The organism is Janthinobacterium rivuli, assembly GCF_029690045.1.
In the GTDB taxonomy this organism is placed as follows: domain Bacteria; phylum Pseudomonadota; class Gammaproteobacteria; order Burkholderiales; family Burkholderiaceae_D; genus Janthinobacterium; species Janthinobacterium rivuli.
On record NZ_CP121464.1, the window covers coordinates 5,821,629 to 5,844,107 of the forward strand.

The 22,479-nt window shown below is 65.2% G+C and carries 17 protein-coding genes; 8 read left to right on the forward strand and 9 right to left on the reverse strand.

Going from position 1 to position 22,479, the window contains the following annotated elements; translation table 11 throughout:
- Positions 1–85 precede the first annotated feature (85 nt).
- Genes P9875_RS26430 through P9875_RS26440 form a run of 3 tightly spaced genes read left to right on the forward strand, consistent with a single transcriptional unit; the run spans position 86 to position 1,939 of the window.
- Positions 86–385 (forward strand): hypothetical protein, encoded by a 300-nt coding sequence (locus P9875_RS26430; RefSeq protein ID WP_278317037.1) that lies wholly within the window; start codon positions 86–88, stop codon positions 383–385.
- Positions 382–1,419, forward strand: coding sequence for a 4-hydroxy-tetrahydrodipicolinate synthase (dapA, locus tag P9875_RS26435; RefSeq protein ID WP_099401630.1), 1,038 nt, complete (start codon positions 382–384; stop codon positions 1,417–1,419). The genes P9875_RS26430 and dapA overlap by 4 nt, the downstream gene beginning before the upstream one ends.
- A gap of 10 nt (positions 1,420–1,429) precedes the next feature.
- Positions 1,430–1,939, forward strand: coding sequence for a cobyrinic acid ac-diamide synthase (locus tag P9875_RS26440; protein WP_278317038.1), 510 nt, complete (start codon positions 1,430–1,432; stop codon positions 1,937–1,939).
- A 48-nt stretch (positions 1,940–1,987) separates the two neighbouring features.
- Here P9875_RS26440 and P9875_RS26445 read toward each other — a convergent pair whose 3' ends face one another.
- The 7 genes from P9875_RS26445 to kdpF all read right to left on the reverse strand — a co-directional run bounded on the left by P9875_RS26445 (position 1,988) and on the right by kdpF (position 10,969).
- Positions 1,988–2,737 (reverse strand): TorF family putative porin, encoded by a 750-nt coding sequence (locus P9875_RS26445; RefSeq protein ID WP_099401810.1) that lies wholly within the window; start codon positions 2,735–2,737, stop codon positions 1,988–1,990.
- A gap of 144 nt (positions 2,738–2,881) precedes the next feature.
- Positions 2,882–3,580 carry a two-component system response regulator KdpE gene (gene kdpE / locus P9875_RS26450; protein WP_034746496.1) on the reverse strand — a complete coding sequence of 233 codons (699 nt, stop codon included), beginning with the start codon at positions 3,578–3,580 and terminating at the stop codon, positions 2,882–2,884.
- A complete protein-coding gene (locus P9875_RS26455; RefSeq protein ID WP_278317039.1) occupies positions 3,577–6,318 on the reverse strand; it encodes a DUF4118 domain-containing protein in 2,742 nt (913 codons plus the stop codon). The genes kdpE and P9875_RS26455 overlap by 4 nt, the downstream gene beginning before the upstream one ends.
- A 76-nt stretch (positions 6,319–6,394) precedes the next feature.
- A complete protein-coding gene (gene kdpC, locus P9875_RS26460) occupies positions 6,395–6,970 on the reverse strand; it encodes a potassium-transporting ATPase subunit KdpC (RefSeq protein ID WP_099376494.1) in 576 nt (191 codons plus the stop codon).
- Positions 6,971–6,980: 10 nt separating this feature from the next.
- The gene (gene kdpB, locus P9875_RS26465; protein ID WP_278317040.1) at positions 6,981–9,065 is read right to left on the reverse strand and encodes a potassium-transporting ATPase subunit KdpB; all 2,085 of its coding nucleotides are present in this window, start codon (positions 9,063–9,065) and stop codon (positions 6,981–6,983) included.
- A gap of 9 nt (positions 9,066–9,074) precedes the next feature.
- Positions 9,075–10,880: a potassium-transporting ATPase subunit KdpA gene (gene kdpA / locus P9875_RS26470; RefSeq protein WP_278317041.1), complete on the reverse strand. Its 1,806-nt coding sequence runs from the start codon at positions 10,878–10,880 to the stop codon at positions 9,075–9,077.
- Entirely contained in the window at positions 10,880–10,969 is a 90-nt protein-coding gene (gene kdpF / locus P9875_RS26475; RefSeq protein WP_034746483.1) for a K(+)-transporting ATPase subunit F, read from the reverse strand. The genes kdpA and kdpF overlap by 1 nt, the downstream gene beginning before the upstream one ends.
- Before the next feature lie 462 nt (positions 10,970–11,431).
- On the opposite strand from kdpF, the gene P9875_RS26480 reads away from it, so the two are divergent.
- From P9875_RS26480 to P9875_RS26500, 5 genes are all read left to right on the forward strand, one after another.
- Positions 11,432–13,429, forward strand: coding sequence for a DNA topoisomerase IV subunit B (locus P9875_RS26480; protein WP_035822215.1), 1,998 nt, complete (start codon positions 11,432–11,434; stop codon positions 13,427–13,429).
- Positions 13,429–15,138, forward strand: coding sequence for a molecular chaperone HscC (locus tag P9875_RS26485; RefSeq protein WP_278317042.1), 1,710 nt, complete (start codon positions 13,429–13,431; stop codon positions 15,136–15,138). Before P9875_RS26480 ends, P9875_RS26485 begins: the two co-directional genes overlap by 1 nt.
- A 12-nt stretch (positions 15,139–15,150) precedes the next feature.
- Positions 15,151–16,956: a J domain-containing protein gene (locus P9875_RS26490; RefSeq protein WP_278317043.1), complete on the forward strand. Its 1,806-nt coding sequence runs from the start codon at positions 15,151–15,153 to the stop codon at positions 16,954–16,956.
- Positions 16,957–17,004: 48 nt separating this feature from the next.
- Complete coding sequence (gene parC / locus P9875_RS26495) at positions 17,005–19,359, forward strand: DNA topoisomerase IV subunit A (protein ID WP_278317044.1); 2,355 nt, start codon at positions 17,005–17,007, stop codon at positions 19,357–19,359.
- Between the two features lie 188 nt (positions 19,360–19,547).
- Complete coding sequence (locus P9875_RS26500) at positions 19,548–19,736, forward strand: helix-turn-helix domain-containing protein (RefSeq protein WP_035822224.1); 189 nt, start codon at positions 19,548–19,550, stop codon at positions 19,734–19,736.
- Here the strand turns inward: P9875_RS26500 and P9875_RS26505 are convergent.
- On the reverse strand, positions 19,733–20,080 hold the full coding sequence (locus P9875_RS26505; RefSeq protein WP_176387359.1) for a hypothetical protein: 348 nt from the start codon (positions 20,078–20,080) through the stop codon (positions 19,733–19,735). The two genes, P9875_RS26500 and P9875_RS26505, sit on opposite strands and share 4 nt — an antisense overlap.
- Positions 20,081–20,093: 13 nt before the next feature.
- The gene (locus P9875_RS26510) at positions 20,094–22,409 is read right to left on the reverse strand and encodes a M43 family zinc metalloprotease (RefSeq protein ID WP_278317045.1); all 2,316 of its coding nucleotides are present in this window, start codon (positions 22,407–22,409) and stop codon (positions 20,094–20,096) included.
- Positions 22,410–22,479 lie beyond the last annotated feature (70 nt).

The following is a 22,479-nucleotide window of genomic DNA, read 5'->3' on the forward strand; positions in this document are numbered from 1 at the left end:
TACGCTGGGGGCCCCGCTTTTTAGAGAATCTTTACGCCCCCGCTGCTAATCTTGAACGTACCTCAACCACCGCTGCAAAGCCACCATGGAACCCCATTCACGCCTGTCCGCACATCACGCACTGCCCCACCGCCATCCCCGCCTGCCCACCTTCCTCATGCATATCACGGTCGATAGAGCCTGTCTGGCCGAGCTGCGCCAGCTGGTCGTCAGGACGTGCGGCGGCATGCTGTCGTTCATGCGCGTCGAGGCGGTCGACCATGCCGAACGCATGAAAGTCTGGCTGTGCGTGACGGAACCTGCCCTGCGCCTGACCATGGACGCCGTCATGCGCCTGCTGCCAGCGGCGGAATTTGGCCGCATCAGCCAGGGGAAATCGCTATGAACCAGTATGCCTGCGACCACGCGATGTCGTCGATGCGCATCACCGCGCACTTCCAGGGCATCTGGGTGCCGATGGTCACGCCCTTCCATGATGGCGATGGCGACATCGACTTCGGCGCGGCCCAGCAGCTCGCGTGCGAGCTGGCCGCCAGCGGCATCGATGGCCTGGTGGTGTGCGGCACCACGGGCGAAGCGGCCATGCTGAGCGCCGCCGAACAGACCATGCTGTTAGATAGCGTGCTCGAAGCCGTCGGCCCCCGCTTTCCCGTCGTGATGGGGATAGGCGGCAGCGATACGCGCAGCGTCGTCTCCGCCGTGCAGCGCTACAACGACCATCCGCTGGCGGGCCTGCTGATCTCCGCTCCCGCGTATGTGCGCCCGTCGCAGGACGGCATCGCGCGCCACTTCCAGGCCATCGCCGCCGCCACCGACCAATCCATCGTGCTGTACAACGTGCCGGCCCGCACGGGCGTCAATATCGAACCGCAGACGGCCGCGCTGCTGGCGCGCGACTCGCACTTCGTCGCCATCAAGGAAGCGGGCGGCAAGCTGCAGCAGCTGGGCGAACTGCTGCTCGACACGCGCCTGGACGTCTTGTGCGGCGACGATGCCCTGCTGCTGGCCAGCCTGTCCATGGGCGGCCACGGCGCCATGTCGGCCGCCGCCCAGGTGCGTCCCGACCTGTATGCGCAGCTGTACCACCTGGTCAAACAGGGCCGCCACGGCGCCGCCGGCGCCCTGTTCAAGACCATGCTGCCCGTCATCCGCCTGCTGTTTGCCGAACCGAATCCCGCTCCCGTCAAGGCGGCGCTGGCCATGCAGGGCAAGCTGCGCAACGCCTTGCGCCTGCCGATGACGCAGATGTCGGCCGCCGGCCAGGCCGCCCTGGCCGCGACGCTCGAACCCCTGCTGGCACTGCCCGCATGGACAGCCAGCGACAGGGATGCGCCGCGCGAAGGCTGTCTGCTGCAGCTGGTCTCCCCTGCCAACATCATGCCAGCCGTACGCCAAGATGATCATCGCCATCACGGATGAACGCGGGGGAATGGAGAAATCCATCCTGGCCGGGCGGCTGGCCGCTTCGCGCGCGCTGGCCGGACGCAAAGTATTGCTGCTCGATGCCGATCCGCGCCAGGGCGCCATGGCGCAGGCCAGGAACATGCACGACGGCGCCATGCACGGCAGCCTGACGCGGCCGCGCCTGATGGCGCGCGCCATCAGCGCCAAGGGCTTGCAACCGGAGCTCGAACACCTGGTGCACTGCTACCATGACATCGTCATCGACAGCGAGGGCCGCGACTCCATGGGCAGCCGTTCGGCCCTGATCGCCGCGCGCGTACTGGTGGTGCCGCTCGACGGTGTCGTCGACGCCACTGCGCAATCAGGGCTGGCGCGCCGCATCGCGCACGCGCGCAGCGTCAACCCCGAGCTGCGCGTCCTGCTGGCAACGGACACCCAGGCGGCACCCGCCCATGCCCTGGCCACGCAGATTCCGGCCGCCCGCGTGGTCAGCCTGGGACAGCTGTATTGCGCCGTTTTCAACCTGCGTTCTTAAACGCTAAAAAGGCGGCGCATGCGCCGCCTCTTCTCTCATCTCCGTTAATTAAAACGTCTTGCTGACCGTCAGCTGCAGCGCCGTCTTGCCCATGAATTTGCCATTCACGGGCGAGGCATAGGCCGACTTGCCCGCGTTCGTGCCGATCACGGCCAGCGCGCCTGTCACGACGCCGAAATCGCGCGTGACGCCCACTTTCCAGTCCGTGTAGCTGGCCGCATCATTGTTGTTGACCTTCTGGTGGCCCGCGTGCAGGTTGCCGGTCCAGCCGTTCGTCAGGTCGATATTCGCGCCGATGTCCAGGTAAGCGCTGTTCTTGCTGTTGACGATACCGAACAGGTTGGAGACGGCGTGCGAATACTTGATATAGGCGGGGCCGTACGACAGCTGGCCATAGATTTCCTGCGTGTCCGCGTTGGCCAGGCCGGCGACGTGATTCAAGCCGTTGTCCGCATACACATACGCGAGCACGCCCACGTCATAGCCAATGGCGTCGTTCAACTGACCGCGCTTGCCCGCATACAGGTCCACTTCCACGTCGCCGCTGCCGCCCGCATCCTTGGTCCACTTGATAGTCGACGCCCAGGCGCCCGCGTACAGGCCCGTCGGGTTGTTGACGTAGTCGGCGCCGCCCTGCAGCGCCGGTTTCAAGCGCGTCTGCGAGATGCCGCGGTAGCGGTAGTCGGACACGCCGGCCACGTTGAAACTCACTTCATTGTCCGGCTTGGCCTCGTCCGCGTGGGCCAGGCTGCCCGTAAAAGCAGTGGCGACGGCAAGTGCAAGTAGCATTTTATTCATGGTTATTCTTCTTCATGGGTGGTATGGGCCTTTGCCAACATGGCGCAGCTGGCCCGCCGCTGCAAAAAATCGCTGCAAAAATTTTAAGTAAAGCGTCCCCCTGGCGCGCGCAGCGCCTGTTTCAAACGGGGGAAAAGAATCGGTTTAGAGCGGCAGCAGCAAGCGGTAGCCGACGGCCGTTTCCGTCAGCAAGTACTGCGGCTGGGCCGGATCGGCTTCCAGCTTCTGGCGCAGATGGCCCATGTAGATGCGCAGGTAGTGGCCGTTTTCGCTGTTCGACGGCCCCCACACTTCGCGCAGCAGCTGCGGATTGGTGACCACCCTGCCCGCGTTTTTCACGAGCACGGACAGCAAACGAAATTCCGTCGGCGTCATGTGCACCAGCTGCTTGTTGCGCGTGACCAGCCGGTCCTTCAGGTCGACGCGCACGTCGCCGAACTGCACCACGCCGTCATCGCTGGCGGCGGGCTGGCGCTGGCGGCGCAGGGTGGCGCGCACGCGGGCCAGCAATTCGCCCACGCCAAACGGCTTGGTCAGATAGTCGTCGGCGCCCGCGTCGAGCGCGCGGATCTTGTCCTGCTCGTCGACCCGCGCCGACAGCACAATGATGGGAACGGCCGACCATTTGCGGATGTCGGCGATGAAGTCGATGCCGTCGCCGTCGGGCAGGCCCAGATCCAGCACGATCAGGTCGGGCCGGCGCGTGCCCGCATCGATCAGGCCCCGCTGCATGGTGGCCGACTCGAAAATCTGCCAGCCCTCGTCTTCCAGCGCGGCGCGCACGAAGCGGCGGATTTGCGGTTCATCCTCGACCAGCAAGGCGGTGGCGGAAGGTTCGTTCATGTTGGTTTTCCTGTTTCATGATCATTGGCGTCGTCGGGCTCGAGCTCCGGCGGCGCCGGGGGCGTGCCCAGCGGCAGGCTGAAGACGATGGCCGCGCCCTGTCCCGGCGCGTGCGGCTGTGCGTGGATGGTGCCGCCGTGGGCTTCGACGATGGCGCGGCAAATGGCCAGCCCCAGTCCGACGCCCGGCTTGTTCGATTCGCGCTCGCCGCGCGTGAATTTTTCAAAGATGGCTTCTTCGCGGCCGGGCGGCAGGCCCGGGCCATCGTCAGACACCGTCACCTGCAGGAACTGGCCGTGCCCCCCGGCCGCGACCGTGATGGTGCTGCCGGGCGGCGTGTACTTGGCCGCGTTTTCCAGCAGGTTGCACAGCACCCGCTCGATCAGCACGGCGTCGTAGCGCACCAGCGGCAAGTCCGGCGCCAGCTGCGTCTGCACGGCATGCTGCTGCAATTGCGGACCGCTGGCGCGCAGCGCGCTGCCCACCACCTCTTCCAGCGCCTGCCATTGCAGGTTCAGCCGCACCTGGCCGCTTTCAATGCGCGCCATGTCCAGCAAGTTCGCCACCAGGGCGCTCATACGCACGGTTTCGGACTGCAGCGAGCGCGCCATATCCAGCTGCGCGGGCGACAGCGCAGGCCGGGACAAGGCCAGCGATTCGGCCAGGCCCACCAGCGACGTCAAGGGCGTGCGCAAGTCGTGCGACAGGGCCGCCAGCAGCGAATTGCGCAGCCGTTCGGACTCCATCTGCAGCAGCGCGCCCTGGGCCACGTCGATGTAATGCACGCGTTCGAGGGCGATGGCCGCCAGCGCGGCAAAGGTATCGAGGTGCTGGCGCTGTTCCGGCACCAGCAGCCAGCGCCCCCGCTGCGCGCCCTCGAGCGGCAGCAGCGCCAGCACGCCGCGCGTGCGCATCGGCGCGATCAGCGGCAGGTAGAAAATGGGCGACGCCGGCAAGGTGTCGGTGCCCGTTCCCGCCGCCTGCGCATGGTCGAAGGCCCACTGTGCGATGCCGATATCGAGCGGCTCGCCGCCATTCGGGGCCTGCAAGCTGCTCTCGTCATCGGGCAGCAGCAGGGTGGCGCGCGCGCGGAAAGCCCGTTCGATGGCGCTTTTCGTGATGTCGAAAATCTGCTCCGTCTGCAGTACGCCGGACAGCTCGCGCGAGAATTCATACAGGGCGCGGGCGCGCGCTTCGCGGTGCGAGGCCACGCGCGCCTGGAAACGCAGGCCGGCCGTCAGGTGGCCCGTGATCAGACCCACGGCCAGCATCACGCCAAAGGTAATCACATACTGGAAATCGCCCACGGCAAACGAGAAGCGGGGCGGCACGAAGACGAAATCGAAGCAGGCCACGCCCACCAGGCTGGCCAGCGCCGCCGGTCCGCGTCCCAGGCGCACGGCCACCAGCACCACCGTCAGCAAGGACAGCATGGCGATATTGGCCAGGTCAAGATAAGGCTGCAGCGGTACCGAGGCGAGGGCCGTGGCCAGGCTGGCGCCGGCAGCCAGGATGTAACGCCAGTGGCGCGAGGTCCGGCGCGGCACCTCCGCATCGTCGCCGACTGCGCGCCGCGGCGCCGCATCGGCTGGCGGCAAGCCCACCTCGATCAAATCGATATCGGGCGCCACGCTGGCCAGGCGCGCCGCCGGCGGTGCCTGCCACAGGCGCGCCAGCGCATTGGCGCGACCACGGCCGACGATGACTTTCGAGATATTCGCGCTGCGCGCATACTCGACCACGGCGCCGGCGATGTCGGCGGACGGCATAACAGCCGTGCGCGCGCCCAGGTCCTGCGCCAGTTTCAGGGTTTTCAAAATGCGCTCGCGCTGGCTCGCCGGCAGGCGCTGCAAACGCGGCGTTTCCACGTACAGCGCATGCCATTCCGCATTCAGCTGGCTGGCCAGGCGCGCCGTGCTGCGGATCACGTGTTCGCCACCCGCATGCGGCCCCACGCAGGCCAGCAGCGCGGCGCCCGTCTTCCACACAGGATTGATGGACTTCTCGACGCGGTAAGCCTGCACGTCATCCTGCACCCGGTCCGCCGTGCGGCGCAAGGCCAGTTCGCGCAGGGCGATCAAATTACCCTTGCGGAAAAAATGCTGGGACGCCCGCTCGGCCTGCAGCGGCTGATACACCTTGCCCTGCTTCAGGCGGCGCAGCAGTTCATCGGCGGGAATATCGACCAGCACCACTTCATCGGCGCGGTCGAACACCGTATCGGGCAGAGTTTCGGCCACGCGCACGCCTGTAATCCCCCCCACCACGTCGTTGAGGCTTTCCAGGTGCTGCACGTTGACGGTGGAGAGCACGTCGATGCCGGCCGCCAGCAATTCCTCGACATCCTGCCAGCGCTTCGGATGGCGCGAACCGGCCACGTTCGAGTGGGCCAGTTCATCCATCAATATCAGCGGCGGCGCGCGCCGCAGCGCTTCGTCAAGGTCGAACTCGAACAGGGTCTTGCCCCGATACTCGATCGCTTTTAGCGGAAGCACGGGCAAGCCGTCCAGCTGGGCCGCCGTATCCTGGCGCCCATGCGTCTCCACCACGCCCACCAGCAAATCCTGGCCATCGGCCAGCAGCTTGCGGGCGGCGGCCAGCATCGCATAAGTCTTGCCGACGCCGGCCGAAGCGCCAAAATAAATGCGCAGCCGGCCGCGCGCGGCTTTCTTTTCCTGCGCCTGCACTTGCGCCAGCAGGGTGTCAGGGTCGGGGCGTTGGCTGTCGTTGGGGAGCATGGGCATCTTTTAATTGTCGATTAGCCCAAGAACAAGGGCTGGGGTCAGACCCGACGGGTCTGACCCCGGTATCATCTTACTTTGCGGCCGCATCGAGCGCCAGATTCAGTTCCAGCACATTCACCCTTGGTTCGCCGAAAAAGCCGATATACGCGGTCTTCTGCACCTTGGCGATGGCGTTTTCCACCTGCGCCAGCGGCACGGCGCGCACGCGGGCCACGCGCGGCGCCTGGTACAGGGCACCCGCCAGGCTGATTTCCGGATCCAGGCCGCTGCTCGACGCCGTCACCAGGTCGACGGGAATGGCGCGCGTATTGCCCGGGTCAACTTCCTTCAGGGCGGCGATGCGCGCCTTGACGGCGTCCACCAGGGCTGGATTGGTCGGTCCCTGGTTCGAGCCGCCCGAGCCGGCACCGTTATTGGCCATCGGCGCGGTGGCCGATGGCCGGCCCCAGAAATACTTGGGCGAGGTGAATGACTGGCCGATCAGAGTCGAGCCGACGGGCTTGCCACCACGCTCGACGATGCTGCCGTTGACTTCATCGTTGAAAGCCAGCTGCCCGATGCCGGCCGTGGCAAATGGATAGACGACGCCGCAGATCACGGTCAGCGCGGCAAACAGGACCAGGGCGGGACGTACGATAGTGCTCATGATGGTTCCTTTAGACTAAATTGAGTGCGGACAGCAGCATATCGATCAGCTTGATCCCGATGAAGGGCAGGACGATGCCGCCCAGGCCGTAGATCAGCAGGTTGCGGCGCAACAGGCTGGCCGCGCCGATGGCCCGGTATTGCACGCCTTTCAGCGCCAATGGAATCAGCACGACGATGATCAAGGCATTGAAGATCACGGCCGACATGATGGCCGACGCAGGGCTGGCCAGGTGCATGATGTCGAGCGCCTTCAATTGCGGATACGTGCCCACGAAGGCGGCCGGGATGATGGCAAAGTACTTGGCGATATCGTTCGAAATCGAGAACGTCGTCAGCGAGCCGCGCGTCATCAGCATCTGCTTGCCGATTTCAACGATTTCCAGCAGCTTGGTCGGGTTCGAATCCAGGTCGACCATATTGCCCGCCTCCTTTGCCGCCTGCGTGCCCGAGTTCATGGCCACGGCCACGTCGGCCTGCGCCAGCGCCGGGGCATCGTTGGTGCCGTCGCCCGTCATCGCCACCAGCCGGCCTTCGGACTGGTAGCTGCGGATCAGTTTCAGTTTGTCTTCCGGCGTCGCTTCGGCGAGGAAATCGTCCACGCCCGCCTCGGCCGCAATCGCCGCCGCCGTCAGCTTGTTGTCGCCCGTGATCATGACCGTCTTGATGCCCATGCGGCGCAATTCCGCGAAGCGCTCCTTGATGCCGCCCTTGACGATATCCTTCAGCTCCACGGCGCCCATCACGCGGCCGTCGTCGACCACCACCAGCGGCGTGCTGCCGCGGCGCGCGATGTCGTCGACGGCGCGCCCCACCTCGGCCGGATACGGCTGGCCCAGCGCTTCCACATACTTTTTCATGGAATCGGCCGCGCCCTTGCGCAGCTGGCGCACCTGCTGCTCGCCAGGGATATCCACGCCGCTCATGCGCGTTTGCGCCGTGAAGGGCACGAAGGTGGCGTGCAGGCTGGCCATCTCGCGTTCGCGGATGTTGAACTTTTGCTTGGCCAGCACGACGATGCTGCGCCCTTCCGGCGTTTCATCGGCCAGCGAGGCCAGCTGCGCCGCATCGGCCAGCTGCTGCTCCGTCACGCCGGGCGCCGGCACGAAGCTCGACGCCTGGCGATTGCCCAGGGTGATGGTGCCCGTTTTATCGAGCAGCAGCACGTCGACGTCGCCGGCCGCTTCCACGGCGCGGCCCGACGTGGCGATCACATTGGCCTGCATCATGCGGCTCATGCCGGCCACGCCGATGGCGGACAACAAACCGCCGATGGTGGTCGGAATCAGGCATACGAGCAGCGCGATCAGCACGGTGATCGTCACCGGCGTGCCAGTGCCGGCCGCCGCCACGGAAAACAGCGAATACGGCAGCAGGGTCACGGTGACGATCAGGAACACGATCGACAGGGCCACCAGTAAAATCGTCAGGGCGATCTCATTTGGCGTCTTCTGGCGCTTGGCGCCTTCGACCATGGCGATCATGCGGTCGATGAACGCTTCACCGGGGTTGACGGAGACGCGCACCAGCAGCCAGTCCGACAGCACGCGGGTGCCGCCCGTCACAGCCGAAAAATCGCCACCCGATTCGCGGATGACGGGCGCCGATTCGCCCGTGATGGCGCTTTCGTCGACGGAGGCCACGCCGGCCGTCACTTCGCCGTCGGCCGGAATCACGTCGCCCGCTTCGACCAGCACCGTCATGCCCTTGCGCAGGTCGGTGGCCGGCGTGGGCAGCCAGGAAGTGCCGTATTTCGGCGTCTGCATTTTCTTTGCCATCACCGTCTGCTTGAGGGCGCGCAGCGAGGCCGCCTGCGCCTTGCTGCGGCCTTCGGCCAGCGCTTCGGCGAAGTTCGCGAACAGCACGGTAAACCACAGCCACACGGCGACGGCGGCGATGAAGCCGAACGGCGCTTCGCCCTGGCCACCGCTGATCCCGGCCTGGGTCGCCAGCAGGCTCGTGATGATGCTGCCCACGTAGACGACGAACATCACGGGGCTGCGCCACTGCGTGCGGGGGTCGAGTTTTTTGAACGCATCGACGACGGCGGGGCCGATCAGTGCGGAATCGAACAAAGTCAGGCTTGTGCGTGACATGGTAGCCTCTTATTTGATGAAAAGTTGCAGGTGTTCGACGATCGGGCCCAGGGCCAGCGCGGGAACGTAATTCAATACACCGACCAGGACGACGACGCCGATCAGCAAGCCGATGAACATGGGGCCGTGCGTGGGCATGGTGCCGGCATTGGCCGACAGGCGCTGCTTGGCCGCCAGCGAACCGGCCACCGCCAGCACGGGTACGATCACGCCGAAGCGGCCGAACCACATGGCGATCGCCAGCATCACGTTGTAGAAAGGCGTGTTGGCGGACAGGCCAGCAAACGCGCTGCCGTTGTTGTTGGCCGCCGACGTGAAGGCGTACAGGATTTCCGAGAAACCATGCGCGCCCGGATTGGCCACGCCGATCTTGCCCGGTTCGACCATCACGGCGATCGCCGTGCCCGTCAAGACGAGGGCTGGCGTGATCAGGATGGCCAGCGAGACCATCTTCATTTCATACGCCTGGATTTTCTTGCCCAGGTATTCAGGCGTGCGGCCGATCATCAGGCCGGCGATGAAGACGGCCAGGATGGCGAACATCAGCATGCCGTACAGACCCGTGCCCACGCCGCCGAAGACCACTTCGCCGAACTGCATCAGCAGCAGCGGCACCATGCCGCCCAGGGGCATGTAGGAGTCGTGCATGGAATTGACGGCGCCGCACGATGCCGCCGTCGTCACCGCCGCGAACAGGGTCGAGGAGCTGATGCCGAAACGCGTTTCCTTGCCTTCCATATTGCCGCCCGATTGCAGGCTGCTGGCCTGCTGGTCCACGCCCAGCGCTTGCAAGGCGGGATTGGCTTGCTGCTCGGCGCTCATCACGCCGGCCGTCATGACGACAAAGATCAGGGTCATCGCGGCCAGCACGGCCCAACCCTGGCGCAGGTCGCCCACCATGCGGCCAAAGGTGAAGCACAGGCCGGCGGGAATGATGAAGATGGCCAGCATCTGCAGGAAGTTCGACAGCGCGGTCGGATTTTCATACGGGTGCGAGGAGTTGGCATTGAAGAAACCGCCGCCATTCGTGCCCAGCAGCTTGATCGATTCCTGCGAAGCGACGGGGCCCATGGCAATCGTCTGCGTGGTCGCCACTTGCGCTTCCATTACAGGCTTGCCGGCGGTATCGAGCACGGGCTGGCCGTCGGCCGTCACCTTCGGCGTTTCATACGCCACGTGGTCGAGCAGGGTCACTTCCTTGTAGGCGGAAAAATTCTGGATCATGCCTTCGCCCATGAAGACGACGGACAGGGCCAGCGACAGCGGCAGCAGGATGTACAGGGTAGAGCGCACCAGGTCGACCCAGAAATTGCCGATCGATTTGCCCGAACGCGAAGCGAAGCCGCGCACCAGCGCGAAGATCACGGCGATGCCGGTGGCCGCCGAGAAGAAGTTCTGGCACGCCATGCCCAGCATCTGGGTCAGATAGCTCATGGTCTGTTCGCCGCCATAGCCCTGCCAGTTGGTATTGGCGACGAAGCTGACGGTGGTATTGAACGAGGAATCGGGGCTGACGGCGCCCAGGCCCTGTGGATTCAACGGTAAAAAGCCCTGCAGGCGCTGCAGGCCGTAGACGAAGACGGCGCCCACGGTATTGAAAACGATCAGGGCGATGGCATAGCTTTTCCAGCCCATGGCCTTGTCGGCGGGCAGGCCGGACCAGCGGTACAGCAGGTTTTCCAGCTTTTGCAGCCAGCCCAGGCCGCGCACGGGCGCATCGCCGGCCACTTTGGCCATGTACAGGCCCAGCGGATAGCCGGCGGCCAGCAGCACGGCCAGGAAGGCCACCAATAACAGTATCGATTGCGTCGTCATCACAGTTCCTCCGCCTTCAGCAGCGCCACCAGCAGGTACACGAGCAGGCCAGCCGAGACGACGGCGCCCAGCACATAAAACGCGTTCATTTGACGCTCCCTAATTTGTCGCAGGCGACGGCAAAGCCGGCCGCCACGACGAAAAACACGGCAATCAAGCCGAGATACACGAGATCCATTCCCACCCTCACACAGGTTTGTTTTGATAGTGAGCAGATTAGCCAAAAGGGTCTAAAAAATTCGTAAAGACTGGGGAGGTGCATGTAAACAAGATGTAAAAACGGGAGCTTTACCGCATAAAATCCATCACAATTGGCGCAAAACCACGCGCGCGGCGCACTGTTGTTGCCTTGGAGTAGCGCTATTGCTCGCGGGACAAGATAGAATGCGCGAGCGTCCGCACAAGGACGCCAAGCCTGCCGCACTGCCCTCCCCCAGTGACGCTGGACGGGATATACTGTATATTCATACAGTTATCGCCGCCGCTGTCATTGCGCCCGCAGTGCCCTGGCCTGGCGTTCCAACCACTGTCTTTACTTAGCTTGAACACGTATGGCCACTAAAAAACCAGCATCCGACTACAGCGAATCATCCATCCGTGTCCTGAAAGGACTGGAACCCGTCAAGCAGCGCCCGGGGATGTACACCCGCACTGAAAATCCGCTGCACATCATTCAGGAAGTGATCGACAATGCCTCCGACGAGGCGCTGGGCGGTCATTGCACGCATATCGCCGTCACGCAAAACACGGACGGCAGCATCACCGTCGAAGACAATGGCCGCGGCATTCCCGTCGGCCTGCACCCGGAAGAAGGCGTGCCGACGGTGGAAATCGTGTTTACACGGCTGCACGCGGGCGGCAAGTTCGACAAGGGTTCGGGCGGCGCCTACGCGTTCTCGGGCGGTCTGCACGGCGTCGGCGTGTCCGTCACCAATGCGCTGTCGACGCGCCTGGAAATCACCGTCTGGCGCAAGGAAAGCGATGGCAACGGCTTGCACCACATGGTGTTCGCGAATGGCGACGTGATCGAGCCCTTGACTTCCCGCCCCGCCCCGCGCGACGGCAAAAAATCGGGTACGCGCGTCACGGCCTGGCCCGATGCGAAATACTTTGATTCGCCGAACATCTCGCAAACGGAGCTGCAACGGCTGCTGCGCTCGAAAGCCGTGCTGCTGCCGGGCGTGACCGTCACGCTCACCAACGCGAAAACGGGCGACACGCAGACCTGGCAGTACGCGGAAGGCTTGCGCGGCTACCTGACTGAAACGCTGGCGCAGGTATCGAATGGCGAAACCCTGATTCCCCTGTTCGAAGGCGCGCAGTACGCTGGCCCGGATTCGGAAGGCTTTGCCGAAGGCGAAGGCGCGGCCTGGGTGGTCGCGTGGACGGAAGAAGGCGCCATCGTGCGCGAATCGTATGTCAACCTGATCCCCACCTCGAATGGCGGCACGCACGAATCGGGCTTGCGCGACGGCCTGTTCGGCGCCGTGAAAAACTTCGTCGAAATGCATTCGCTGCTGCCGAAAGGCGTCAAATTGCTGCCGGAAGACGTGTTCGCGCGCGCCTCGTTCGTGTTGTCGGCCAAGGTGCTGGACCCGCAATTCCAGGGCCAGATCAAGGAGCGTCTGAATTCGCGCGACGCCGTGCGCCTCGTCTCGACCTTCACCAAGCCGCCGCTGGAACTGTGGCTGAACCAGCACGTCGACTACGGCAAGAAGCTGGCCGATCTCGTGATCAAACAGGCGCAGTCGCGCCAGCGCTCGCTGCAAAAAGTGGAAAAGAAAAAATCCTCAGGCGTCGCCGTCCTTCCCGGCAAGCTGACCGACTGCGAATCGTCGGACATCGCGCGCAATGAACTGTTCCTCGTCGAGGGCGACTCGGCGGGCGGTTCGGCCAAGATGGGCCGCGACAAGGAATTCCAGGCGATCCTGCCCCTGCGCGGCAAGGTCTTGAATTCGTGGGAAACGGACCGCGACCGCCTGTTCGCCAACAACGAGATCCACGACATCGCGGTCGCCATCGGCGTCGATCCGCACAGCGTGGGCGACTCGCCCGACCTGTCCGGCCTGCGCTACGGCAAGATCTGCATCCTGTCCGACGCGGACGTGGACGGCTCACACATCCAGGTACTGCTGCTGACCCTATTCTTCAAGCACTTCCCGGTCCTGATCAACAAGGGCCACATCTGCATCGCCCGCCCGCCTTTGTACCGCGTGGACGCGCCAGCGCGCGGCAAGAAGCCGATGCAGAAGATCTATGCGCTCGACGACGGCGAACTGGTCGCCATCGAAGACAAGCTGCGCAAGGAAGGCGTGAAACAGGGCGCCTGGTCGATCTCGCGCTTCAAGGGCCTGGGCGAGATGAACGCCGAGCAGCTATGGGAAACGACGATGAACCCGGACACGCGCCGCCTGCTGCCCGTGACCTTGGGTGAAGTCGACCACATGGCCTCGGCCTCGCGCTTCAATATGTTGATGGGCAAGGGCGAAGCGGCCGGACGCCGCGCCTGGATCGAAGAACACGGCAATGAGGCGGAGGCGGATATCTGATGATCATCGGCATCGACCTGGGCACCACCAACAGCCTGGTCGCCATCTGGCGCGACGGCAAGGCTTCCATCATCCCGAATGCGCTCGGTGAACACCTGACGCCGTCGTGCGTCAGCATCGATGACGACGGCACCGTGCTGGTGGGCCGCGCCGCGCGCGAGCGCCTGCAGACGCACCCGCAGCTGACGGCGGCCGTCTTCAAGCGCTACATGGGCAGTGAAAAGAAGATCACCCTCGGCACGCAGCAATTCCGTCCGGAAGAACTGTCGTCGATGGTGCTGCGCGCGCTGAAGGAAGATGCCGAAGCCTTCCTCGGCCACAAGGTCGAGGAAGCCATCATCACCGTGCCCGCGTATTTCAGCGATGCGCAGCGCAAGGCCACGCGCATCGCCGGCCAGCTGGCGGGCCTGCGCGTCGAGCGCCTGCTCAACGAGCCGACGGCCGCCGCGCTGGCCTACGGCATCCGCGACAAGGAACAGGAAAGCAAATTTCTCGTCTTCGACCTGGGCGGCGGCACCTTCGACGTGTCGATCCTGGAACTGTTCGAAGGCGTGATGGAAGTGCGGGCCTCGGCCGGCGACAATTTTCTGGGCGGCGAAGACTTCGTCACCGTGCTGGTCGACGCTTTCATGGAAGGCAGCGGCTTGCGCGACGCCGTCGGCAGCCGCCTGCTCGACCCGCGCCAGCAACAGCTGCTGCGCGATGAAGCCGAGCGCGTCAAGCGCCTGCTGTCGGACCAGCCGTCCGCGCGCATGGCCACGCGCTACCAGGACAAGGAATACAGCTGGGAGATCGGCGAAGACAAACTGGCGCAGCTGTGCGAGCCCCTGCTGGCCCGCTTGCGCCTGCCCGTGGAACGGGCGCTGCGCGACGCCACCATCCGCGCCGCGGAATTGAATGAAGTGGTGCTGGCCGGCGGCGCCACGCGCATGCCGCTGGTGCGCAAACTCGTCTCGCGCATGTTCGGCCGCTTCCCTGCCATCCACCTGGATCCGGATGAAGCCGTGGCGCTGGGCGCCGCCGTGCAGGCTGGCCTCAAGATGCGCGACGCGGCCCTCGACGAAGTGGTCATGACGGACGTGGCGCCGTATTCGCTGGGCATTTCCATTTCACGCCAGGTCGGCGCGAACCAGTATGAAGGCGGGCATTACCTGCCCATCATCGAGCGCAACTCCGTGGTGCCCGTCTCGCGCACGGAAAACATCACCACCATCCACGACAACCAGAAGGAAATCAACGTGGCGATCTTCCAGGGCGAATCGCGCCTGGTGGCCGACAACGTTTTCCTTGGCAAGATCAGCTTCCCGATCCCCGCGAAAAAGGCGGGCGAGATCGGCATCGACGTGCGCTTCACCTACGACGTCAGCGGCGTGCTGGAAGCGGAAGTGACGGTGCTGGCCACGCAGGAACGCCACAAGATGATCATCAGCGATAACGCTGGCGTGATGACGCCGGAGCAGATCGAGCAGCGCTTTGCGGAACTGGCCGACCTGAAGATCCACCCGCGCGAGCAGATGGAAAACCGCACCCTGGTCACGCGCGCCGACCGCCTGTACGAACAGTCGCTGGGCGACGTGCGCCAGTACCTGGCGGCGCACACGGCCAACTTCCAGGCCGCGCTGGAAACGCAGGACCCGAACACCATCCGCAAGGCGCGCCAGGCATTGGATGACGTGCTGCGCCAGGTCGAGAGCGAGAGCTTCCTGTAGATGGACGGCGGCATGGACAACGGACAGCGCAGCCTGTGGGCCATTCTGGGCACGGAGCCGACCGGCGACGAGCGCGCCCTCAAGCGCGCGTATGCGAAGCGCCTGAAGGTGACGCGTCCCGAAGACGATCCGGCCGCCTTCCAGGAGCTGCGCGAGGCGTATGAGTACGCGCTGCGCCATGCGCACCTGTTTGCCGAGGAATTCCCGGAAGCGCAAGCGGCAGCGGTAGAAACGCCGCCCATGGAAACGGCCGAGCTGTGGGGCGTCATCGACGAACCCGCGCGGGAAGCGCAGGAATCGCAGGAACCGCCTGCGGAACTGTGGGGCGTCATTGCCCAGGAACCCGCACCGCCATCCGAATTATGGGGCGTGGTCGCCATCGATCCGGCGCAGGAAGCGGCCAGCCTGTGGCAGGCATTCCTCGAGCAGTCGCGGCACGCCGATGCCGGCGAGGTACTGGCCGGCATCCTGCAGGACGACGCCATGCTCAACCTCGACGTGCGCGAGGAATTCGACCTGTGTGCGCTGCGCTACTGCGCCAGCGCCGGCTATGAGCTGGCGCTGCGCCAGGCCCTGTTCGAGCAGCTGGGCTGGGACCGCGATTTTTCCTACCTGGCGCGCAGCCATGGGGACCTGGTGCGCGCTGCCGTGCAGCGCTACCGGGCCGACCGTTCGTTCGCCCATTTCAGCGACAACCGCGACAGCTACCCGGGCCTCGATTGCATCATGTCGCAGCAATCGCCAAGCGCCTATGCGCGCCAGCTGTTCGACCAAAAATTCACGCTGCAGCTGCGCGAGCTGCTGCACGCGATACGCTGGCAGCACGCCGAGATGCTGGCCTGGAAGCTCGATACGGACCTGTTCGAGCAATGGGAACACGCCGTCCATGCCAAGCGCTACTTCAAGCAGACGGCGCTGGCCTCGGGCGGCCTCGGTTTCGTGCTGCACTTCATGCTCGCAGGCGTGCTCGATGCTGCCGGCTTCAAGCTCGGTGACACGGCGGCCTATGCCAGCCTGCTGGGCTTCCAGGCGCTCGCCTTTGCCTTGCTGGCCATGCATGCCTTGCGCTGGCCGGCGCCGCTGTTCACGCGCCTGGAAGCGCTGCAAGAAACGCTGCAGGACCGCCTGCCCGTGCTGTGGCAGCGGCCCGGCTTGCGGCAACTGGGCTGGATCGCACCCTACCTCGTGCTGGCACTGCTGTTGTTCCTGCCCGAGCGCAGCGACGGCATGCGCCTCGTTACCGCCGCCGGCTTGTGCGCGTCGGCCCTGCTCGCGTATGCGATGAACCGCCAACTGCTGCATGGCATGCTGCTGCTCCTGTGTCTGGGCCTGTCGCTGTTCGCGGCCATGTTCATGAGCGGCAGGGGCCCGTCGGCGCTGGCCATCGGCGAGGCCATGCCATTGATGTTTTGCCTGGCGGCGCTGGCCCTGCGCTGCGCCACCGGCCTGTATGGCGATTGCGGCTTCCCCGAGGCGCTCTTGCCCCGCCTGCGCGCGGCATGGCTGATCGGCTGCGCGGGCTTGCTGTCGCTACTGTATGTGCAGCAGCTGCCGGCCGCCTTGGTCGGCGCCGCGCTGTATGCCTGGTCGTGCGCCGGCTTGCTGTTTTCCCCCACCGATTTCAAATGGAAGACGATCTGGCCGGTGGTCCTGGTGCCGTCACTCGCCAGTGTCGTGCTGGCCGGCCACGCCCCGGCCATCCGCGCCATGCCGATGATGCATCACAGCGTCGAACTGGCCCTGGCCGTGCTGTATCTGACCCTGCGCTATATCTATCTGTCGTACCGCACATCTGTCACAAAACCCGGGCTGTCATAATCAGCCCCACGAATTCAACCGCAACCACTTAACACCGAAACAAGCGCCATGTCCACACAAACCAATTTATTTGACGATGCCCAGCCTGAGCCGATCGAGCCGGATGAACCGGTATTCGACGGCGAAGCGCTGACCCTGTCCACCTTTGCCGAGCGCGCCTATCTCGATTACGCCATCTCCGTCGTCAAGGGCCGCGCCCTGCCCGACGTGTGCGATGGACAGAAACCCGTGCAGCGCCGCATCCTGTATGCGATGAATGAGCTGGGCCTGAACTCCACGGCGAAGCCCCGCAAATCGGCGGCCGTGGTCGGCGACGTGCTCGGTAAATTGCATCCGCACGGCGACCAGTCCGTGTACGACGCGCTGGTGCGCATGGCGCAGGATTTTTCCTTGCGCTACCCGCTGATCGACGGCCAGGGCAACTTCGGCTCGCGCGACGGCGACGGCGCGGCGGCCATGCGTTACACGGAAGCGCGTCTGACGCCGATCGCCAAGCTGCTGATGGATGAAATCGGCATGGGCACGGTGGACTTCCAGCCCAACTACGACGGTTCGACGGAAGAACCGAAGCTGCTGCCGGCGCGCCTGCCGATGGTGCTGCTGAACGGCGCCTCCGGCATCGCCGTGGGCCTGGCGACGGAAATCCCGTCGCACAACCTGGCCGAAGTGGCGAAAGCGGCTGTCGCCATGATCCGCGATCCGAAAATGACGCACGCCGAACTGATGGCCATCATTCCCGGCCCCGACTTCCCCGGCGGCGGCCAGATCATCACGCCGCCCTCGCAAATCGCCGACATGTACGCGAGCGGCCGTGGCAGCATGAAGGTGCGCGCGCGCTGGAAAATCGAAGAGCTGGCGCGCGGCCAGTGGCAAGCCGTCGTGACGGAACTGCCGCCGGGCACCTCGTCGCAAAAGGTGCTGGAAGAAATCGAAGAGCTGACGAATCCGAAGATCAAGCTGGGCAAGAAGGCGCTGTCGCCGGACCAGGTGGCCCTGAAGGCGCTGATCCTCAACTCGCTCGACACCATCCGTGACGAATCGGGCCGCGCCGCCCCCGTGCGCCTCGTGTTCGAGCCGAAGTCGAAGAACCAGGACCAGACGGAATTCATGCTGATGCTGCTGGCGCATACGTCGCTGGAATCGTCGACCTCGATCAATCTGGTGATGATCGGCGGCGATGGCCGTCCGCGCCAGAAGGGCCTGGGCGACATCCTGCGCGAGTGGATCGATTTCCGCTTCGAGACCGTCACGCGCCGCACCGGCTACAAACTGGGCAAGGTCAAGGACCGCATCCATATCCTGGAAGGGCGCGAAGCGATCCTGCTCAATATCGACAAGGTGATCCAGATCATCCGCAATTCGGATGAACCGAAGGCGGCCCTGATCGAAGCGTTCAAGCTGTCCGAACGCCAGGCCGACGACATCCTGGAAATCCGCTTGCGCCAGCTGGCACGCCTGGAAACGATCAAGATCCAGCAGGAACTGGCCGAGCTGCGCAAGGAAGAAAAGTCCCTGCAAGACCTGCTCGACAACCCGGGCTCGATGAAGCGCGCCGTCATCCGCGAAATCGAAGCGGACGCCAAGCAGTTCGGCGACGCGCGCCGCACCCTGATCGAGGAAGCGCAGAAAGCCGTGGCGGAACAGAAGGTGGTCGATGAACCGGTCACCGTCATCATTTCGGAAAAAGGCTGGGCGCGCGCGCGCACCGGCATCGGCCACGATGCGGCGCAGTTCACCTTCAAGGCGGGCGACAGCCTGCATGGCGCCTTCGAGTGCCGCACGGTCGACACCCTGCTGGGCTTTGGCAACAACGGCAAGATTTACTCGGTTCCCGTCTCCGCGCTGCCCAATGCACGCGGCGATGGCGTGCCGATCACGACCTTGTGCGACCTGAGCGGCGGCACGCCCGGCAACGCCGTGCGCATCCTGCACTACTTTGCGGGCAATGGCGCCACCAATTTGCTGCTGGCGTCGAGCGCGGGCTACGGCTTCATCGCCAAGGCGGGCGACATGACGAGCCGTCTGAAAGGCGGCAAGGCCTTCATCACCCTGGACGACGGCGACGTGCCGCTCGAACCGAAAGTCATCCCCGAGGCGGCCAGCGCCCTGGCCTGCCTGACGGAAGGCGCGCGCCTGCTGGTGTTCGGCCTCGATGAAATGAAAACCCTGTCCAAGGGCGGCACCGGCGTCAAGCTGATCGACCTCGATGCGAAAGACAAGCTGCTGGCCGTGCAGCCGATCACGCAGCGCGGCGTGGTGGTCTCGGGCATCGGCCGGGCCTCGAAACCGCAGGATGCGTCGCTCGGTGCCACGGCCCTGGCCGAGCATTTCGGCAAGCGCGCGAAAAAGGGCAAGGCGCTGGCGGCCAAGCTGAAACCGGTGTCGATGGCGGCCATCGGCTGACCGGCATCGCGCCACACGAAAAGACAGGTTCGCCTGTCTTTTTTTTCGCCTGGCGCATCTAGCGGCGGCAGGGATAAATAATTTTACAAATACATCCCCCGATCCCGTTACTCCTGCAGGCATGCCACCGGCATGCCGCCAACTGACAGGAGAACAAGGATGACAAACAAGGTTTCAGGCAGGCTGCCATGCAGCGTCTGACCCCGGCCGAGCGGCTGGTGGCGGCCATGGCGGCCGAAGGATTGCCGTATAAAAGCATCGCCAGGGAACTGGGCAAGTCGCCAGCCACCGTGCGCAACCAGCTGCATGCGATTTACCAGAAACTGGGCGTGGGCAACCGCACGGCGCTCGCGCACAAGCTGCGCGGCCAGCCTTAGCGCCGCGCCAGGCGCAGCACGTCGGGTGTCGCTTCGACGATGTCGATCACGTCCTGCGCGCCTGCGCCATCACCGAGCGCATAGCGGCCCATGCCCAGGGGCACCAGCCGGGTCACGGGGCCGGCGCGGGGCCGGTCGTCGGGGCCGGGCGCCATGGACGTCAAGGTTGCCGCCCCTTGCGCCATGGCGCCGGCCGGCGTGCCGAATTCCAGCACCTTGCGTCCCTTGCGGCTGGGAGGGAACGCGAACGTGGCCGTGGGCCGGTACACCTCGATACCGTCCGCATCCTCCTCGAACGAGTGCGTCCAGCTGCCGCTGGGCAGTGCCGTTGTCATGCCGTGCATGGCGATTCCTCCCTCATAAACACGATACCACGCCGCCCAGGCTTTCATAACCGCTCACGGACGGCGACCAGGCCGCGCCGTTCCACGCCTTGTGGAACAGGGCGCCGTTCGTGCCCGTGACAAACACGTCGAGGCGGTTCGGCGCCCAGGCCGTGGCGCGCGGCCGCGAGGTGCACACGCCGCCCAGGTTGTCAAAACCCGTCACGGAGGGCGACCAGGCGGATCCATTCCAGGCCTTGTGGTACAGGGCGCTGTCCGTGCCGATGACGAACAGGTCGAGCCGGTTCGGCCCCCACGACACGGCTTCCACCTCGCCCACGCAAACGCCGCCCAGGCGCTCGAAACCATCGTTGGAAGGCCCCCATTTCGCGCCATCCCACCATTTGTGATACAGGGCGCCGTCGGTACCCGTGACGAAAACGTCGAGGCGGTTCGGTCCCCACGCCACGGCTTTCGGCGACGAGGTGCAGATGCCGCCCAGCCGCTCATAGCCCGTCAGCGACGGTCCCCAGGCCGTGCCGTTCCACCACTTGTGGTACAGGGCCCGGTCCGTGCCGACGACGAACACGTCCAGGCGGTTCGGTCCCCACGCCACGGCTTCCGGCTGGCCCAGGCAAATACCGCCCATGGCTTCATACCCCGTCAGCGACGGCCCCCAGGCGGCCCCGTTCCACCACTTGTGATACAGGCCGCGGTCCGTGCCGACGACAAACACGTCGAGGCGGTTCGGTCCCCAGGCCACAGCGCGCGGGTCGCCCACGCACAAGCCGCCCATCGCTTCGTAACCGGTCAGGGACGGTCCCCAGGCCGTGCCGTTCCACCATTTGTGGAACAAGCCGCTGTCGGTGCCCGTGACGAATACGTCGAGCCGGTTCGGCGCCCACGACACGACTTGTGGCGCGCTGGTACAGATGCCGCCCTGCCCCTCGTAGCCGGTGACGGATGGCGCCCAGGCCGTGCCATTCCAGGCCTTGTGGTACAGCGCGCGATCCGTGCCCACCACGAAGACGTCGAGGCGGTTCGCGCCCCAGGCGACGACGGGAGAAGAGCTCTGGCGCGGCGTGGCGCCTGCGCCCGTTCCGCCCGTGCCGATGCTGGCGCGCGGGCCATCGAGGCAAGCCTGCATGCGTGCCACCTGACCGGCCGTGAACATGAACATGGCGGGATCGTCGACGTAATCCATGTAGTTCATGAACATGTCGCCATTCGGCCCGTTATTGCACGACACCTGGGGAAACGAGGGCTGGCCCGTGTTCGGCCCGCCCTGGTTCGGCGTGTCGGCCACGTTGTCCGTGCCCGAGCAACCGGTGCCGTCGTCGCCCCAAATATGGTTCAGATTCAGCCAGTGGCCAATTTCATGCGTGGCCGTGCGCCCCAGGTGGAACGGCGGCGCCGCCGTGCCCGTCGTGCCAAAGGCCGATTGCAGTATCACCACGCCGTCGGTGGCGGCCGGGCCGCCGGGAAACTGCGCATAGCCGAGCAAGCCGCCGCCGAGCTGGCAGACCCAGATATTCAGGTAGCTGTCGGCCGGCCAGGCATCCATGCCGCCCGTCGCCTGCGACTTGACGGCATCGTCCGCGCCAAACGAGGCCACCGTCGTCTGGCGCCGCTCGATGCCGCTGGTGGCCGCGCCATGCGGATCGGTCGTGGCCAGCGCGAACTCCACGCGCGCATCGGCCGTCAGCGGCAGGAATGGCGCTGGCGTACTGTTCACATCCGGGTTGACGCGGCGGAAATCGCGGTTCAGCACATCGATCTGGCTGCCGATCTGCGCATCCGAAATATTCTGCGCGGCCGTATTCCACACCACGTGCACGACCACCGGGATGTGCGTCACGCCGGCACGCCCCGCAATGCTGGCGTCGCCCTCGTACAACCCGGCCAGGTTTTCGATATCGGCGCGCACGTTCGCATACGATGGGTCTTCGGTCAGCAGGCGCCGATGCACGTCCATCGTGGCGCAGGTGCGCGTCTGCGGCGTGCCGCCGCCCTGCCCCCCATCACCGCCATTGCCTCCGCTATCGCCACCATCGCCGCCCATGCCGCCACCGCCAACCTGCATGCAGCTGGCGCCCGCCATGCCCTGCGGCGCCTGCTGCATGCCGCCGCCCGGCATGGCGTAGGTATCCGCAGCGGACGCCGCCTGGGTGAGCGCCACCTGGTCGGCATATGACACGCCCAGGCGCAGCCCCGGCATGGCGTCGCCGCCCGCCGCATCGGCGCCAGCCTGCATGTCGCCCTCGACCGGCATGGACTGCGTGGCGGACATGGCTGGCGCGCCTTCCGCCGACCCGGTGGCCGGTGATTTTTTCGTTTTAGCGGTGCTCATGATGTCTCCTTCGTCTGTTTGCCAGTTCACTATGGCACGGCGAAAAGCGGAGCATTTGCGCCAGATCAAG